The 15967-nt window shown below is 70.2% G+C and carries 15 protein-coding genes; 9 read left to right on the top strand and 6 right to left on the bottom strand.

Annotated features, from left to right (window positions below; all coding sequences use genetic code 11):
* Positions 1–136 precede the first annotated feature (136 nt).
* Positions 137–1027, bottom strand: coding sequence for a JmjC domain-containing protein (locus JF886_RS10170; protein ID WP_337312097.1), 891 nt, complete (start codon positions 1025–1027; stop codon positions 137–139).
* Between the two features lie 290 nt (positions 1028–1317).
* Here JF886_RS10170 and JF886_RS10165 point away from each other — a divergent pair, with 290 nt between their 5' ends.
* Genes JF886_RS10165 through JF886_RS10145 form a run of 5 tightly spaced genes read left to right on the top strand, consistent with a single transcriptional unit; the run spans position 1318 to position 7566 of the window.
* Positions 1318–2889 (top strand): sugar transferase, encoded by a 1572-nt coding sequence (locus JF886_RS10165; RefSeq protein WP_337312096.1) that lies wholly within the window; start codon positions 1318–1320, stop codon positions 2887–2889.
* Positions 2873–4270 (top strand): O-antigen ligase family protein, encoded by a 1398-nt coding sequence (locus JF886_RS10160; RefSeq protein ID WP_337312094.1) that lies wholly within the window; start codon positions 2873–2875, stop codon positions 4268–4270. Before JF886_RS10165 ends, JF886_RS10160 begins: the two co-directional genes overlap by 17 nt.
* Positions 4267–5379 (top strand): glycosyltransferase family 4 protein, encoded by a 1113-nt coding sequence (locus JF886_RS10155; protein ID WP_337312092.1) that lies wholly within the window; start codon positions 4267–4269, stop codon positions 5377–5379. Before JF886_RS10160 ends, JF886_RS10155 begins: the two co-directional genes overlap by 4 nt.
* Before the next feature lie 4 nt (positions 5380–5383).
* On the top strand, positions 5384–6451 hold the full coding sequence (locus JF886_RS10150) for a glycosyltransferase (protein WP_337312090.1): 1068 nt from the start codon (positions 5384–5386) through the stop codon (positions 6449–6451).
* Complete coding sequence (locus JF886_RS10145; protein WP_337312089.1) at positions 6418–7566, top strand: glycosyltransferase; 1149 nt, start codon at positions 6418–6420, stop codon at positions 7564–7566. Before JF886_RS10150 ends, JF886_RS10145 begins: the two co-directional genes overlap by 34 nt.
* Before the next feature lie 21 nt (positions 7567–7587).
* Here the strand turns inward: JF886_RS10145 and JF886_RS10140 are convergent, their stop codons facing one another.
* The 5 genes from JF886_RS10140 to JF886_RS10120 form a co-directional block, all read right to left on the bottom strand.
* Positions 7588–8469 (bottom strand): sugar transferase, encoded by an 882-nt coding sequence (locus JF886_RS10140; protein WP_337312088.1) that lies wholly within the window; start codon positions 8467–8469, stop codon positions 7588–7590.
* Positions 8470–8710: 241 nt separating this feature from the next.
* Positions 8711–10048 (bottom strand): hypothetical protein, encoded by a 1338-nt coding sequence (locus JF886_RS10135; RefSeq protein ID WP_337312086.1) that lies wholly within the window; start codon positions 10046–10048, stop codon positions 8711–8713.
* Between the two features lie 23 nt (positions 10049–10071).
* On the bottom strand, positions 10072–10713 hold the full coding sequence (locus tag JF886_RS10130; RefSeq protein ID WP_337312084.1) for a 4'-phosphopantetheinyl transferase family protein: 642 nt from the start codon (positions 10711–10713) through the stop codon (positions 10072–10074).
* A gap of 73 nt (positions 10714–10786) precedes the next feature.
* A complete protein-coding gene (locus tag JF886_RS10125; protein WP_337312082.1) occupies positions 10787–11263 on the bottom strand; it encodes a phosphatase PAP2 family protein in 477 nt (158 codons plus the stop codon).
* A gap of 194 nt (positions 11264–11457) precedes the next feature.
* Positions 11458–11673, bottom strand: a complete 216-nt coding sequence (locus JF886_RS10120) for a hypothetical protein (protein WP_337312080.1) — start codon at positions 11671–11673, stop codon at positions 11458–11460.
* Positions 11674–11815: 142 nt separating this feature from the next.
* On the opposite strand from JF886_RS10120, the gene JF886_RS10115 reads away from it, so the two are divergent.
* The 4 genes from JF886_RS10115 to JF886_RS10100 all read left to right on the top strand — a co-directional run.
* Positions 11816–12358, top strand: a complete 543-nt coding sequence (locus tag JF886_RS10115; RefSeq protein WP_337312078.1) for a TlpA family protein disulfide reductase — start codon at positions 11816–11818, stop codon at positions 12356–12358.
* Positions 12358–13746, top strand: coding sequence for a cytochrome c biogenesis ResB family protein (locus JF886_RS10110; protein ID WP_337312076.1), 1389 nt, complete (start codon positions 12358–12360; stop codon positions 13744–13746). The genes JF886_RS10115 and JF886_RS10110 overlap by 1 nt, the downstream gene beginning before the upstream one ends.
* Entirely contained in the window at positions 13743–14684 is a 942-nt protein-coding gene (ccsB, locus tag JF886_RS10105; RefSeq protein WP_337312074.1) for a c-type cytochrome biogenesis protein CcsB, read from the top strand. Before JF886_RS10110 ends, ccsB begins: the two co-directional genes overlap by 4 nt.
* Positions 14684–15967 (top strand): glycosyltransferase family protein (locus JF886_RS10100; protein WP_337312072.1); only part of this gene is annotated, 1284 nt, incomplete at its 3' end. The genes ccsB and JF886_RS10100, both read left to right, overlap by 1 nt.

Below are 15967 nucleotides of genomic sequence, written 5' to 3'. Positions count from 1 at the left end.
TGGCCTGACGAGGGTGGTGAGTGTCGGCGACGCCCCCGCCGCTGGCCTGATCGCCCAGCTTCGACCCCGGACCCGGGCCGCCAGATGTCACAAATCCGTGCAGCGGAGCCAGCTCAAGGGCTTTTTCAGCTCCCTGCTAGTGCGACCCGGAAACCTCGATCCCGTTCCCGAAGAACCGCCGTCGCACTCCCCACGCGCGCATCACCGACGCCTTGGCGACGTCGCGCACGTGCGACCGTCCCGGCGGCACCGGGTGCATTCCCCGCTTGCGCAGCTTGGCGTTGAACGCCTCGATCTGCTGGTCGCGTTCTGACTGGCTGGTGAAGTACGTCAGCGTCATCGAGATCGACACCTGGTCGCCGTTGTGCACCCAGTGCGGGCAGATGGGTGGCAGGTAGACGCCCATCCCCGGGGCGAGGTCGTGCGGTTCCACCGCCATTGGCATGTCCTCGACGCGTCCCAGCGCGCCGTCCCAGTAACGCTCGCGCTCGCGCTGCCGCGTTTCCTCGTCCGCGAAGCGTCCGACGGTGACCCGCTTCTGCCCGGAGAGCTGCAGCAGCAGGCTGTGCTCGATGTCGAAGTGCGCCGGGGTCACCGAGTTCGGTGACGACACGAAAATGAAGCCCGCGCGACGTCGCGTGTCGCCGCGCTTCAGGTCGACGACCGCCGCGACCTCGTCGAGGCACGCGTTCATGAGGTCGCGATAGGCCGGCTCCTGCTCGATGTTCAGCAGCGTCAGCCAGCTTCGCTTGGTGTCGAGGTTGCGGATGACATCGCCGGGACGCGCCTCCGAACCGCGCGGTGGTGCGTCGGGGGAGACCAACGCCTGGTCCGCCTTGTCGCTCACCACCGACGTCGCCGGCAGCGCGTCCGCGAGGTCGGCGATCGCCGCCTGCGTGAACAGGGGGTTGCCGGCGAGGTGGTGCGAGACGGACACCGCCTCCCGGGTGCGGTTGGCCCGCGCGTAGCGATCCCCCAACTCGAGAAGCGAATCGTTGGCCGTGGATTGCTCGGTCAGCCGCTGCACGTCCCGTGTCCCCCCATGGCGTCGAGTGTCCGCGGATCGCTCGCGGCAGCGAGTCCGCTTGAGCGTTTGACTTTAGTGACGCGATTGCCGATATTACCGTGTACGGAGCCGTTTGGTGCGTTCGACCCCCTTCGGCGGGGCCGGCGAGCCGGCGACACCGCCGTTGATCGTAGATGTACTGAGCGGCTTCTGCGGAGGCCGGATCTCGGGGGGAGAGGATGGGGGGGTCGCAAGGCCGCCGGGGGTTCCTGCCATTCGCGCGGCTTCGTGAACGGACGTCAGCGCGAGCCGTGCTGCGCCTCGTCTTCAGCGCGGCCGAGGGCTTGGGGCTCCTGGCGGTCCTTGCTGCCGGTCATCGGCTCAGCCCGGCCTGGGCCGGCTGGGCCGTGGCCATCGTCCTCGGACTGTCCGGCGTCGACCGCCGCGCCGCCAGCCGGGTGTCGCCGCGGCTCGCCGACGCGGTTCTCCCGGTCGCCGAGCGCGTGGCCCTCGCCACGCTTGTGCTGGTGCCGCTCAACCCGGCGAGAGCCACCGCCGGTCTGGTCGCGCTCGGCGTCACCGTGGTCCCTGTGCTCCTGCTGGCGCGGGGCCTCGCGCTGCTGGCCGTGCGCGCGGCCTGCCGGCGCGGGTGGCTCGAGGATCGCGTGCTCATCGTTGGCTCGGGTGAGGTGGCGACGCGGCTGGCGCGCGCCACCGTCGACCACCCCGGCCTGGGCATGCGGGTCATCGGGCTCATCGACGACGAGGGGTCGTACCCCGTCGACGGCGTATGCCGGCTCGGGTCGTTCGCCGACATCGAGTCCGTGGCGCGGCGCGCGGGCGTCACCCGCATCCTGCTCGCGTTCTCGTCGCTCCGCGAGGCGCAGATGGTCCGCCTGCTGATCACGTGCGAGCGCCTGCGCGCGGAGATCTACGCGGTGCCGCGCTTCTTCGAGGTCGGCGTCGAGGGAACATCGCCGGACGAGCTCTGCGGGATCCCGCTCACTCTGCTGCCCCGTCCGCTGCAGCGACTCTCCAATCGTATGCTCAAGCGCGGCTGCGACATCCTCGTCTCGCTGGCAGCGCTGACCGTGCTGGCGCCGGTACTCGTGCTCGTCGCCGCGGCGGTGCGCGTGTCCGGCCCGCGGCCGTTCGTCGGTAAGCGCCCCATCTTCTTTCGCCAGGTCCGCGTCGGCATGGATGGCCGCGAGTTCGCCATGTTCAAGTTCCGCAGCATGGTTCCCAACGACGACGGCGACCGCACCTGGTCGGTGGTCGGCGACCCACGCGTGACCAGGCTGGGCTCGTTCCTCCGTCGCACGGGCCTCGACGAGGCACCGCAGCTGTGGAACGTGCTGCGCGGCGACATGTCCCTGGTGGGGCCACGACCCGAGCGCCCGCTCATCGCCAACGTCTTCGCGGCGTCGATCCCCGAGTACCAGTCGCGCCACCGCGTACGCGTCGGCATCACTGGCTGGGCCCAGGTCAACGGCCTGCGTGGTGACACCTCGATCATCGACCGTGCCCGGCTCGACAACTATTACGTGTCGACGTGGTCGCTGACCGGGGACCTGGTGATCCTGATCCGGACTGCGATGCTTCTCGTCAAGGACACCATCCCGCTCCGCGAGCTGCGCGGCCGCCCACGCGCCACCTCATGGGTGACCGAGGTCGGCACGGTGTCCCCGGCGGAGCCGGCGTTCGAGGCCGCGCTCGCACCGATCCTCGAGCGCGTGCTCACCCGCCCGATCCCCACTGCATCCGCCGCGCAGACCACGCTGGTGCACCCGGTCACGGCTGTGAGCCATGCCGTCGCTTCGATGACTCCTGCCACACAGCCCGCCGTGGCGCAGACTTCCCTCCTGCATGCCGACCCAGGGTGAACTGGCCCGCCCGTCCTCAAGGCACCTCGCCGAACGCGTAAACAGCGCGCTGGCGGGCGCCCTGGCGGCGGTCGCCGTCGCCGTGGTCGTGGCCATCACTGCCACGGCCTGGCCGATCCTGGTGCTCCCCGCGGTCGGAGTGCTGTTGGTGGTGGTCGTTGCGGTGATGCGCTTGGACCTGGCGCTCATGCTCCTCGCCGCCGCTGTCCCGCTGGAGTACTCGGTGTCATTCGGCGGCGGCGCCGGCTCGTCGATCACGCTGGTCAAGCTCACCGGCGGCCTCTGCTTTCTCAGCTTCATCATCCAGCTGGCGACGCGGCGCCGACACCTGCGCATCGACGCCACCCACGTCATGCTGCTGGGAATCCTGGCGTGCCTGCTGGTCTCGACCGTCGCCGCACAGCACCTCGACAGCGCGCTTCCGGTGACGCTGCGCTATGTCAGCTACGTCGGCCTGTACATGGTGCTCAGCTCGTTCGTCGGCGACTACCGCACCCTTGAGCGCGTGGTGTGGATGCTGTCCATCGCGTCCGCCGTCGCCGGTGTGCTCGCCATCCGCAACCTGCTCATCGGCATCGACACGCGCGCCACGCCGACGTACGGCGACCCCAACGACCTTGCGTACATCCTCTCGTCGGTCCTGCCGCTGACACTCTGGCTGCTGCGCTACCGGGGGTGGGCCCGCGTCTTCGTGCTGGTGCTGATCGCGATCATCAGCCTCGCCGACGCGCTCACCTTCTCACGCGGCGCCGCGCTCGGCCTGGGCGTCGCCTTCGTGTGGGTGCTGTTCTACCAGCGGCATCTCATCCGCACCGCGTTGGTGCCGATTCTCCTGGTGCTGAGCCTGGTGGCGGTCGTCGCCGTGGCCCAGCCGCAGCGACTCAGCAAGGCGCTGCTGTACAAGTCGAACGTCGCCAGCGCCAACGTGGGGCACCGGTTCGACTCCTGGCGAAGCGCGCTCGAACTCATCGCCACCCACCCGTTCGCCGGCGTCGGGCCCGGCAACTTCCAGTACTACAACGCGCAGGTGGACGGCCGGCCACCGACGAGCCAGGACCCGACCGTGGTGCACAACACGTACCTCGACGTCGGCGTCGAGGTCGGCCTCCCGGCGCTCGCGCTGCTGCTCGCGTACCTGGCGACCAACCTGCGACGAATCCGCGTGGCCATCCGAGAACGCATCGGGCCACCCTCGTTTGCCATCGCCGTCGCCGGCGCGATGATTGTGGCGATCGTGTCGGCGCTGACGTTGTCGGAGCAGTACTACGCGCCGCTGTGGTTGGTCGGCGCCATGGTCACGTGCATCTGGCAGGACATGAGGATGCGGCAGCCCGCCGGCAGCCGCGCAGTTCGCGCTGGTCGGCTCGCACCCCGCGCGTGAAGGTCACCTACGTCAGCACCCTGACCGAGGGTGGACCCGTGTCGCATCTGCTCAACCTCGCTCCTCGAGTGGCCGCCGCCGGAGCCAGGGTGCGCGTGCTCTGCGGCAGCGACGAGGTCGCCGACCGCGTGCGCAGCCTCGGGCTCGCGGCGGAGGCGTTTCCACTGCGCAGCAAGACCGACGTCGTCAGCGCCGCCCGGCTGTGGCCGCAGCTGCGCGGTGCGGACATCGTGCACACCCAGGATCGCCGCGCCCTGCTGCTCTGCGGCGCCGTCGTGCGCACCGCGACTGGTGCCGAGCTCGTGCACACGTACCACGGACTTCCCGAAGAGCTCGTCGGTCTGCCCGGCCGACCCGACGCGCGCCCGGCCGGTTCCCCGCTGCGGGCGGCGTGGCGGCTGCACGGTCATCTCCGTTTCGAGGCGCTGCTCGCACGCCTCGGCGCCGTGGTGGTGCCGTCGCGCGCGCTCGCCAAGTTCCTCATCGGCCGCGGTTTTCCCGTGTCGCGCATGTATATGGTGCCGTCACGCATCGACATCCGCCGCACCGAGCCGGGCGCGGCCCACCAGCCGGTGCGCATCGCCACCGCGGCACGGCTGGAGACGCACAAGGGAATCGACGTCCTTCTTGACGCCTGCGCCCGCCTCAATGGCAGGACGCCGCTGGTGCACCTCGACATCTACGGCGACGGCTCGCTCCGCGCCGAGCTCGAGCGGCGCGCCGCAGGCAGCGCACTGGACGTGACCTTCCACGGCAACGTCTCCGACGTGCGCGAACGCCTCCTCGACGCCGACATCTTCGTGCTCCCGTCGCGTGGCGAGAACCTGCCCATCACCATTCTTGAGGCGATGGCGGTCGCGCTGCCCGTCGTCGCCAGCCGTGTTGGTGGCGTCGCCGAGCTCGTCGATGACGGCGTCAGCGGACGCCTTGTCGAACCCGACGACGTTGCCGCGCTCGCCCAGGCGCTCACCCCGCTGATCGCGGACTCGCACCAGCGCGCCGCGATGGGCCGCGCCGGCGTTGCCCGGGTCGCCGAGCACTTCGACGCCGCCCAGGCGGGAGCGGAGATGGTCGCGCTGTACGAGCGGCTGCTCGCATCCCCGCGCTGACGACGTGCGCATCCTTCACGTGATCCAGGAGCTCGGCCACGGCGGTGCTGAGCAGGTGGTCCGGCGGCTCAGCGAAGCGTCGCTCGCGCGCGGGGACGCCGTGGCGATCGCCTGCGCCGGCGAGGTGTCGCTGCCGCGCGGCGCGGACCGGCTGCGCCTTCCCATGATCGCGCGCCGCCCCGATCGGACTCTCGCCACGGCCTGGCGCATTCGCCGCTTCGCCGCCAGCTGGCGCCCCGACGTCATCCACGCCCACAACCCCGGCATCGCCCTGGCCACAGCGCTCGCCGCACGGCGCGGCGCCAGCTGGCCCGCGCTGGTGACGCTCCACGGTGTCCCGCCCGAGGACGACCGCGCCACCGCGCGCCTGCTGCGCTGGACTCGACTCCCTGTGGTGGCGTGCGGCCCCGGTGTCGCTGCCTCATTGCATGCCCACGGCCTCGAACCGCTCACCACCATCTGCAACGGCATCGCGGCGCCGCCGCCGGCCGCCGACCAGGGCGCACTGCGCCGCGAGTGGGGTCTGCCGACTGACCTGCGCCTGGTCATGGCCGCCGGTCGACTCGTCCCGCAGAAGCGGCACGACGTTGCCCTCTCCGCCATCGCGACGCTCCCGCACGCGGCCCTGGTGATCGTCGGCGACGGCCCCCTCCGGTCTGCCCTCGAGCGCCAGATCGGCGAGTTGCGACTGGCCCCACGCGTCCGCCTGGTCGGAGCGCGTTCGGATGCTCGAGCGCTGCTCGCCGCCGCCGACGTCGTCGTGCAGCCGTCCGATTGGGAGGGTCTGCCGCTGGTCGTGCTCGAGGCCATGCGAGCGGCGCGCCCCGTGGTTGCCAGCAGCGTTCCCGGCCTGCGTGAGCTGATCCGCGACGGCGAGGACGGTCTGCTGGTGCCTCCGGATGACGCCGTCGCGCTGGCCACGTCCGTCACGCGCGTGCTCGGCGACGAGCGGCTCGCCCGGCACCTCGGCGACACCGCCGCACGCAGGGTGGAGCGCGAGTTCAGCGAGATCGCGATGGTCGAGGCGTACCGGTCACTGTGGGGCGCACTCGCGGCCAGGCGCGCGGGCTGACCCACGTGCCCCGACCGATCCGCGTCCTGCTCATCGCCCAACCGTTTGACGCCGCCGGTGTCCCCCGCCACGTCCTCGACATCGTCGAGGAACTCCACACCGACCAGCGATTCGAGCTCACCGTCGCCTGCCCGCTGCCGTCGGTGCTCTGGGACCGCGTGGGCCGGATGCCAGGCGTCCGCCGCATGCGGTTCACATCGCACCGCGCCCCGCATCCCAGCGACCTCCTCTGGCTGGCGCGACTGCTCCCACTGGTTCGACGCAGCGACGTTGTGCATGGCCACTCCAGCAAGGCCGCGTGGCTCGGGCGCGCCGCGGCGTTGCTCACCGGCCGGCGCGCGTCATCCGTGGTCACGCCGCACGCATGGTCGTTCTGGGCATTCAGTGGTGCGCCGCGTCGCGCGCTCATCGCGCTCGAGCGGCTCGCCGCCCACGCCTGTGCCACGATCCTCGCGGTGAGCCGCCACGAGCGCGACGAAGGCCTGCGACTCGGTGTCGGTCGCAGGGAGCAGTACCGCGTCATTCCCAACGGCATCAACCTGCAGCGCTGGAGTCGTGACCGCACGCCCGACCGCGACGTCGTCCTCATGGTCGGCCGCCTGGCGCCACAGAAGCGGCCGGAGCTGGCGATTCGCGCCCTCGCGCTCGCCCGGCACCGACGTCCCACCATGCGCCTCGTCATGGCGGGCAGCGGCGAGCTGCACGACCACGTCGCCACGCTGGCGACCCAGCTCGGCGTCCGGGACGCGGTCCATCTCGTCGGCGACACCGACGACGTCCCCAACCTCATGGCGGGAGCCGGCTGCCTGCTCATGACGTCGGTCTACGAAGGCTGCTCGCTGGCCATCCTCGAGGCGATGGGGGCGGGCGTGCCGGTGGTGGCTGTGCGATTCGGGGGCGTGGACGAGCTGGTCGACGACGGCGTCACCGGCCTGCTCAGCGGAGAATCACCGGAGGACATCGCCGCGGCGCTGGTGCGCCTCGCCGGAGATGCGGAGATGGCCGACGGCATGGGCGAGGAGGGCCGCCGCCGCGCCCAGGAGCTGTACTCACGTTCTCGCATGGCGGCCGGCGTCGCGGCTGTCTGGGAGACGATGGCGAAGCGACGAGCCTGACGCCGCGCCTCGATCACCCGACTACGCGGCCCGCCCCTGTGGCTGCTGACGGCGCCCGATCACTTCGATCTCGCGCTGGTCACCCGGGCGCGGGATGACGATGCCGACGATCATCGTGCACGTCCGCACCAGGATCTTCAGGTCGAGCCACAGCGACCAGAACTGGATGTACTCGCGGTCGAGCTCGAGCCGGTGCCTGATCGACGTCGCCCCGCGGCACCCGTGCACCTGCGCCCAGCCGGTGATCCCCGGCCGCGCCAGGTGGCGGTCGACGTAGCCGGGGAGGTCACGAGTGAAACGCTCGACGTACTGCGGACGCTCGGGCCGCGGTCCCACCAGGCTCATCTCACCGCGCAGAACGTTGACCAGCTGGGGCAGCTCGTCGATGCTGAGCAGCCGGATGACGCGGCCGACCGTGGTGCGACGGTCCACGCCCTCGACGCCGCCTGGCGCCAACCCCGGAGCCGGCTCGAAGCGGACCATCGCTGTGGGCAGCTTCATCGAACGGAACTTGAACATCACAAAGCCGCGGCCGTCCTGGCCGATGCGCTGCTGCCGGAACAGCACCGGCCCGGGCGAGCTGATCGTGACGATGAACGCCAGGAGCAGGAGCAGAGGCGAGAGGACGACGATCATCAACGCCGCCAGGTCGCGGTCGAACGCATACTTCAGCGGCAGGAGGCGCGGGGCGAATCCCCGCTCGGATGGCCGCGGCACCGCGGGGGCGTCGATCAGCCCACCGCGCTTCTCGACATCGCTGAGGATGCCGGCGACGGTCTCGGAGTCGACAGAGCCCATTCGCCTCGCCGGACGCATCCGATCGCGAAGATCGCCAAGATCGCGCGTCCACCAGGTCCCGAAGGGGGCGCGCTTGGCTCGTAGCGCAGCGAGTGTTGTTCCCATGGGGGCCCACTCGATCCCCCGCTCGCCGACCCTGCGACCGACACCACGGGCGTTAATGGCTGACGCCGTTTGGTGCATTTGACTCCCCCTCACCCCAGCACCCTGAGCCTGCTCAGGGGCTATTGCATACCCGTCCCTCTATCACCTTACCAACTTGGACCCCTGCTGCATAAGCCGTCGGCGCCTGGGAGCCCGGTTCTCAGCCGACTCTCAGCGGCTCTCAGAGCGCGGCCGGCGGCCTCTACTGCACCAGGGGCTGGGCGAGCAACCAGAGCGAGGTCATCGTGTATCCCACCATGGCCACGATCCAGGGCCACTCGCTCGCGCGCGCCTTGGCGTGGCTGCGCGATGCGCGCGCCAGGTAGCGATGCGCCAGCACCACCGCAGCGATGTGCACGAAGATGATCAGCGCCACCTGGAGATACCAGACCACGGACGACGGCAGCAGGTTCGGGTTGATCTCATAGCTGTCGTTGAACGGCGCGGGCAGGAGGTGGACGCCGTCCATGCCGGCGGGATTGCCGAGCAGCGGGATGAACAGCTGACCATTGATCGCGATGTACTCGGCGTTGTGCGCGACCAGGTAGCCGAACGCGATCGGCAACAGCGAGGGCACCAGGCCTGCGAGGACCTGGAGATTCGACCGCTGCATGTCGCCGAAGTGCCGCACCAGGGCCGCGAACCCTCCGAACAGTCCCCACGCCACCAGCACGAGCACGGCGAACGCCGCTGTTTCGAACAGCTGGAAGCCGATGCCGCTCAGCGTGATCTGAGCGCGAAACGTCTTCCATGCTGGTGTCGACAGCAGTCCGTCGAATGACACCGAGACGAGCAGCAGGAGCACGAACGTGACCCGGCTGACGTGGGCGTCGAACGGCACACGCAGTCCGCCACCGAAGCCACGCTCGCCGTCGGCGCCAAACCGGAACCAGCCGAGGCGTCCCCAGGTGGCGAAGAGCACGGAGAAAACCTCACCGCGCTCAGTCCAGGCCCGCGCACCGAAGAGCAGCCCGGCCAGGGCGTTCACCAGCGCGTACACGAGCAGCCCCCACGCTGTGAACGCCGGCAGCGTGGCCGTGCCGTTGAAGATCAGCTCACCGCAGGCCACGGTGAAGAAGAACGCCACCGCAGGCCACCAGCCCAGCCGGCGAGGCCAGCCGACGACGCGCTCATCACCCAGCAGGGCGCTGCGCAGGCCGGGTCGATCGCACGCGCGCGCCAGGGCTGCGAACGGGTTCACGGCCCGCGTCCAGTCGCCGAGGAGCCCGCAGCTGATCGGGGTGGCCACCCACACCGCGAGCCAGAAGAACGACGGCACGATGTTCTCGGCAACCGCCGAGCTGCCGAACCAGCCGCACAGCATCAGAGCGACCGCGATCAATCCGGCGACGATCCAGCGCACCGGCGCGGGTCGGCGCAGCCGGATGCGGTCAGAGAACCTGGCCTCGCCGGCCGACGCGGGCGCCACCGCGCGCGGCAGGACCACAAGAAACGAGACGAACACGACGGCGGCGCCGCCGATCACGAAGAGCCACAAGGGCACGGGCAGGTCGTAGCGTTTGCCGAATGCGTGTGCCACCACGGGTACCAATCCTGTGACCATCACGATCCCAGCGAGAGCTCCCGAGCCACCAACGGCACCTCCACCCCCGTCCCGGCAACGGCCACCGCGCCCGCGTATCCCGGCACCACGTCGAACGCCGTCATCGACCACCCCGGCGTCCCGTCGACATCGCCCCCGCGGTGGAGCCCGGTGCCAAGCCCCTTGAGGTACGCCTCGTTGTGCGTCCACATCGCAAAGAATGTGCCCGCGCGGGACTCGCGCGGGAGCTGCATCAACTCCCCATGCTGGCGCGCGGAGAAGGACCGGCGCGCGATCGCCTCCGCATCAACGTCGCGCACCATCTCAACATCCACGCCCACCTCGCGCCCACGCGCCACCGCGAAGACGGCAACCGACCCCGAGTGCGCGAGGTTGAACCGCAGCCAGTCGCCGTCCGGCGCTCCCGGCATTTCCACGCGAGGCCTGCCACGCTCGTCGCGCCCCAGGACCACCTCGGCCGCTGCGACGTCCAGATACGCCCCCAGGAGCACGCGCAGCCACCCCCGCCCAGCAGCGAACCGCTCCCGATCGGCCCCGGAACGCCGCCGCTGCGCGCGCAACACCTCATCTGCCGACAGCGATGCGCACACCACGCGAGCCACGTCGTCGGAGAGGTCCAGCGGCGCGCGCCACAGGTGCACCTGCGTCGATCGCGGCGACGCCACACGGCCCAAGCTCAGGTCAGCAAACGACCCCACAGCCGCATCGTCCCACTCACCGCACCCACCGCTGCGGCAACCACAGGACGAAAGCGGACCACCCGAGGCCGAGCAACAGCCCGCCGACCACGTCGGAGGGCCAGTGCGCTCCGACCCACACACGCCCAATGCACGCCACCGCGGTCACCGCCGCCGCGAGCGCCCACACGACGTAGCGCAACTGTGCCGGGATCCGCGGCGAGATCCCCGCCGCCACCAGGAAGGTCACCCACGTGAACAGCACAGCGTGCCCGCTCGGATAGCTGTGACCGCGCGAGGGGTCGAACACCACGTGCTCGGTCGCACCCGGCCCGTCCCGAGGAATCAGCAGCCGGATTCCCAGGTTGAGAACGCTCGCCAGCGCGCCGAGGAGCATCAGGTAGCCTGCGCGCCGGCTCACCACGAGCAGCGCGATCACCACGGCGCCGCCGACCAGCGCCTGGACCGCTCCCAGCTCGCCGATCGCGCTGGTGGCTCTGAACAACGATCGCATCGGTCCCCAGTGCAAGCCCCGCGCCGCATTCGCGATCGACTCGTCGACGGAGTGCGTCGCCCCACTGACCACCAGCAGAGTGACCACAGCGAAGAGGACGAAGGCGGCAACGGACAGTTGTCCGAGCCACCGCCGTCCCGCCTCGCCAGGTTCGCCCGAGAGGATCTGCGCGGCCGGCCGCGCGGCGCCCGCCGTCAGCCGGGAGGGCCGCCGGAGGGATCGGGCTTGTCGGGATCGACCGTGCCGCGCTCCCGCATCTTGTCGGGGTGCTGGCCCACCGAGCCCGCGTGGGCGGCCTTGTCGCCGCCGGCGGGGCGGTTGCCCTCCGACATGTTCCCCTTGTCCTCGTCCTTGTCGCCGGGCTCCTCGAGGTCCGCGTTGCTCGGGGCGCCGTGCTCAGTCTCGGCCATGGCAGTTGCCTCCTGTCGCTGGGTGGAACACCCCACCATAGTCTCGATGTACCCCCGAATTCCCAGCCCCGTAGCAATCCCGGGAACGGCGTCGCGAGCCGCCTCGGTAGTACCCTGCGCGCCGAGCTCGCGCGCTCTCCCCATGCCCATGCCCAAGAACCCATGCCGCGTGGCCGCGCTCGGCGCCACCGCGCTCATCGCCGCGCTTCTCGTCAGCGGCTGCAGCCTGCAGCCCGACGTCTCCACCCGGGTGCAGGCAGACGCGCGCACCGCCCAGCCTGCGCCCGCACTCTCCGGCAGCTCCCTGAGCGGCGGCCACGTCGATCTCACCGCCCTGCGCGGCCACCCCGTCGTCGTCGACTTCTGGGCGTCGTGGTGCGGGCCCTGCCGCCAGGAGCAGGCCGAGCTCAACTCGCTGGTGACCAGGTACTCGGCGCGCGGGGTGCACTTCATCGGCGTCGACATCCGCGACGACTCCGCCAACGCCCGGGCGTACGTCCAGGAGTTCCACATCACCTACCCGAGCGTGTTCGACCCCGCCTCCGATGACGCCGCCGCCTTCAACGTCGACGCCCCGCCGACGACGGTAGTGATCGACGCCGCCGGCACCATCCGCCTGCGCGAGCTGGGCACGCTCGTTGACGTCCCCACAACGCTCGACTCCCTCCTCGGCAGCAGCTCCTGATGGCCACAGCAACCGCGCCGCCCCCCACTGCCAGACGCAGCGCGCCTCCGCCGCGGCGCCGGCGCGCGCGCACGCTGTTCGGTCACTTCTGGCACGAGTACACGCGCATGCGCACCGCCATCTACTTCCTCATCGGCATCCTGCTCATCGTGCTGATCGGCACCTTTGTGCCCCAGGAGTTCAGCTCCGCCTCGGTGAAGGTCAGCGAGTTCGTTGCTGCACACCAGAACCTCAACGACCTGGCCACCCACCTCGGCCTGCCGCTGACGTCGGTGTTCGTGTCGCCGCTGTTCTACATCCTGCTGGCCAGCCTCTACATCGCACTGCTGTCGTGCGTCATCAACCGCGGTCGCGCGCTCATCGTGCGCACGGTGCGCCGCTACCCGCGCACCCCGCAGTACTGGGGCGAGTGGGGCAGCTGGATGTTCCACACCTCGTTCTTCTTGCTGGTGGTCGCGGTGGTGTGGGGCAAGGCGACCGGCTTCGACGGGATCATGACCATCACCGAGGGCCAGCGCATCGCCGAGACGCGGGCCAGCTACGACACCCTCCAGGAGGGGATGCTCTTCGACGGTCACCACAGCGGCTACCAGGTGCAGCTGAACAGGTTCAGCGCGCCCCTGCAGTCCAACGGCATGCCGTCCGACTTCGTCAGCAACATGACTCTGACCGACGGCGCGCACCAGGTGGTCACCCAGGACGTGCGCGTCAACGAGTACCTTGGCTACAACGGCGTCGACTTCTACCAGCAGGACTATGGCTGGGCGCCGCGCATGGTGGTGCGCAACCCGTCGGGTGAGGTGGTCAGCGACACCAACATCCAGATGATCAGCGACAGCAAGGCGGCGTCGACGGGTGTGCTCAAGGTACCCGCGTTCAACTACACGCTACCGGGACAGTCGAAACCGGTGCAGATCGGCGCGCGGCTGGTGCTGTACCCGGACGCACAGGCGCTTCCGCAGGTGAGCGGCCCCTCCAACGGGCTCAACCTCGTCTACGCCGCGGGCACCGCCGCGGCCAACAACCCGGTCATGGAGGTGCAGCTCTTCGTGGGCGACCTCGGCCTGGACAACGGCGCCTCGCAGGACGTCTTCAGCCTCGACACCAGCGGAATGTCCCCGTACTACAGCGGGGCCGCCGCCTTCGCGCTGCCAATCCACCAGACCACGACCCTGTCTCTGCCGGCCGCCAACGGAGGCACAGCCAACTTCACCGTGTCCTTCCCCGACCTGCGCCAGTTCTCGCTGTTCCACGTCAAGAAGGACAGTGGGGTGCCACTCGTGTACACCGCGTTCGTGCTCACCATGACCGGGCTGCTCACCAAGCTCTACCTGCGCCCGCTCCTCGAGCGCAGGCGCAGGCGCCGCACGACTATCCTGACGCGATGAGTGACACGCCGCTGTCGCTGACGCTCTTCGGCGTGGCCGTGGCGTTCTACGTGGCGGCCCTGATCGCCTTCGTTGTGTACGTCCCCTTCCGGCGCAGGCGCATCGCCGGCACCGCGCTCGGCCTGGTGGCGCTGGGCTGGCCCTTCCACCTGGCGTCGATCCTCACCCGCGCGTTCGAGGCAGGCCACTGGCCGCTGGGCAACATCTACGAGTACTCGACCGGGATCTCCTTCGTGGTCGCCACCGTCTTCCTGGTGATCTCGCTCCGCGCCGGCCAGCGCCTGCTCGGCGCGCCCGCGATGATCCTGACCATCGGCCTGATGGCGGTGGCGTACATGCTCTATGTGCCGCCGGGCAACCTGGTGCCGGCGCTGCACAGCTACTGGCTCACCATCCACGTCACCTCGATGGCGACGGCGTCCGGGCTGCTGGTGTTCTCCAGCTTCTTCGCGATGTTCTTCCTGGCCCGCCGCTGGGCGGACGGCTACGCGCTGGCCACAGCGCAGACCGGCTCGCGCGGCAGTGTCGCCGCCGGCGGCGGCGGCGCGGCGGTGCTCGTCGGCGGTGGTGGTGGGGGAGGCGGCGGCTTCATGCCATCGCTGGCCGGTTCACTGCGCCACCTGCCCGCTGCGAAGACGCTCGATGCGTGGAGCTTCCGCTTCGTGATGATCGGTTTCCCCGTGTGGACCTTCGGCGTGATGATGGGCGCGGTCTGGGGTGAGCACGCCTGGGGCCGCTACTGGGGCTGGGATCCCAAGGAGACGTTCAGCTTCATCGTCTGGGTCGTGTTCGCCATCTACCTGCACGCGCGCGTCACGTACGGATGGCGCGAGACCCGCGCCGCGCTGATCACCGTGGTGGGGCTGGTCGCCATCTTCGCCGACCTCTACGCCGTCAACCTCTGGATCGCCGGCCTCCACTCCTACGCGCGGGCGTAATGCCCGGCGCGACCCTCGAGGTCCATTACAAGCTCTTCGGCACAGACGGCGTGTCGCTGCAGTCGCAGGAGCTGTCCAAGGAGCTGCGCAGGCGTGGCTGGCAGGTGCACCCGTGCGCAGCCGACGTCCCCGACGGCAGCGACGGACTGCGCATCGCCGAGCTGTCCTACCAGTCAGCGGATGCGGTGGAGTTGCGCCGGCGAATCTTCCCGCCCGCAGCGGACGTCAACACCGCCTCGCCCACCACTGCCAGCGCGCTCATCGACGAGATCACCGCGCGCGCCGGCGCCATTCGCGCCGCGATCGAGCAGTACATCGACGCGCACCACATCGCGCTCCTGCACATCCGCAACATCATGTCGCTGCCCTACAACCTGCCCGCCACGCTGGCGTTCTACGACCTCGCCGTCGCGCGGTCCGACTTGGGCTTCCTCATGCAGCACCACGACCTGTACTGGGAGGGCCCCAACGCGCGGCTCTTCACCACGCCGTACGCGGAGATCACCGCGCTGCTCGACACCATCATGTGCCCGCAGCTGCCCAACGCCCGCCACACGCTCATCAATCCCATCGCCGGCGACGCGCTGCGCGAGCGCAAGGGCATCGTCGGCACGGTGATCCCCGACGGCTTCGACTTCGATCGCGAGGTGGTAAGCATCGATGGCCCCGCCTTCCGCGCGCGACTGGAGATCGTCGCCGGGGAGGGGGCACCCGTCGGCCCTGACGACGTCGTGGTGGCCATGCCCGCCCGCGTCGCCATCAACAAGTCGATCGAGCTGGCCATCCAGCTGGTCGCCGCGCTCGACGAGCGGCGCGATGCGCTGCAGAGCGCGCCCGACGGCGTCGGCCGCGAGCGCCGCCGCTTCACCGCCAGCAGCCGCGTCGTCCTCCTGCTCCCCCAGGGCGAGGACCTCGAGGACAACCGCGCCTATTTCGACCGGCTCGTCGCATATGCGAAGCACATGGGCATCACGCTCGCGTACGGCGGCGCCATCGTCGTCCCCGACCGCAGATACCAGCCGGGCGACGATGTCCACTATCCCTTCTACAGCACGTACCAGGCCATGGACTTCATCTGCTACCCGCCCGAGCACGAGGGCTTCGGCAACCAGGCCATCGAGGCGGTGTGGGCGCGGCTGCCGCTCGCCGTGTTCGAGTACCCGGTGTTCCAGCACTACGTGCGCGACCACATCCCCCATTACATCTCGCTCGGCAACACCGAGCAGCTCGGCCGCACCGGGGAGTTCGGCGGCCTTCACCAGCTGCGCGAGGACGTCCTCGCG

The organism is Candidatus Aeolococcus gillhamiae, assembly GCF_016464765.1.
GTDB lineage: Bacteria > Chloroflexota > Dormibacteria > Aeolococcales > Aeolococcaceae > Aeolococcus > Aeolococcus gillhamiae.
This window is presented reverse-complemented; position numbering and strand designations above follow the sequence as displayed.

Bases quoted from the DNA above. Each gene is read 5' to 3' on its own strand.
- JF886_RS10115 (WP_337312078.1), top strand. From the start codon at position 11,816: ATGCCCATGCCCAAGAACCCATGCCGCGTGGCCGCGCTCGGCGCCACC.
- JF886_RS10125 (WP_337312082.1), bottom strand. From the start codon at position 11,263: ATGCGATCGTTGTTCAGAGCCACCAGCGCGATCGGCGAGCTGGGAGCG.
- JF886_RS10140 (WP_337312088.1), bottom strand. From the start codon at position 8,469: ATGGGAACAACACTCGCTGCGCTACGAGCCAAGCGCGCCCCCTTCGGG.
- JF886_RS10110 (WP_337312076.1), top strand. From the start codon at position 12,358: ATGGCCACAGCAACCGCGCCGCCCCCCACTGCCAGACGCAGCGCGCCT.
- JF886_RS10120 (WP_337312080.1), bottom strand. From the start codon at position 11,673: ATGGCCGAGACTGAGCACGGCGCCCCGAGCAACGCGGACCTCGAGGAG.
- JF886_RS10160 (WP_337312094.1), top strand. From the start codon at position 2,873: ATGCCGACCCAGGGTGAACTGGCCCGCCCGTCCTCAAGGCACCTCGCC.
- ccsB (WP_337312074.1), top strand. From the start codon at position 13,743: ATGAGTGACACGCCGCTGTCGCTGACGCTCTTCGGCGTGGCCGTGGCG.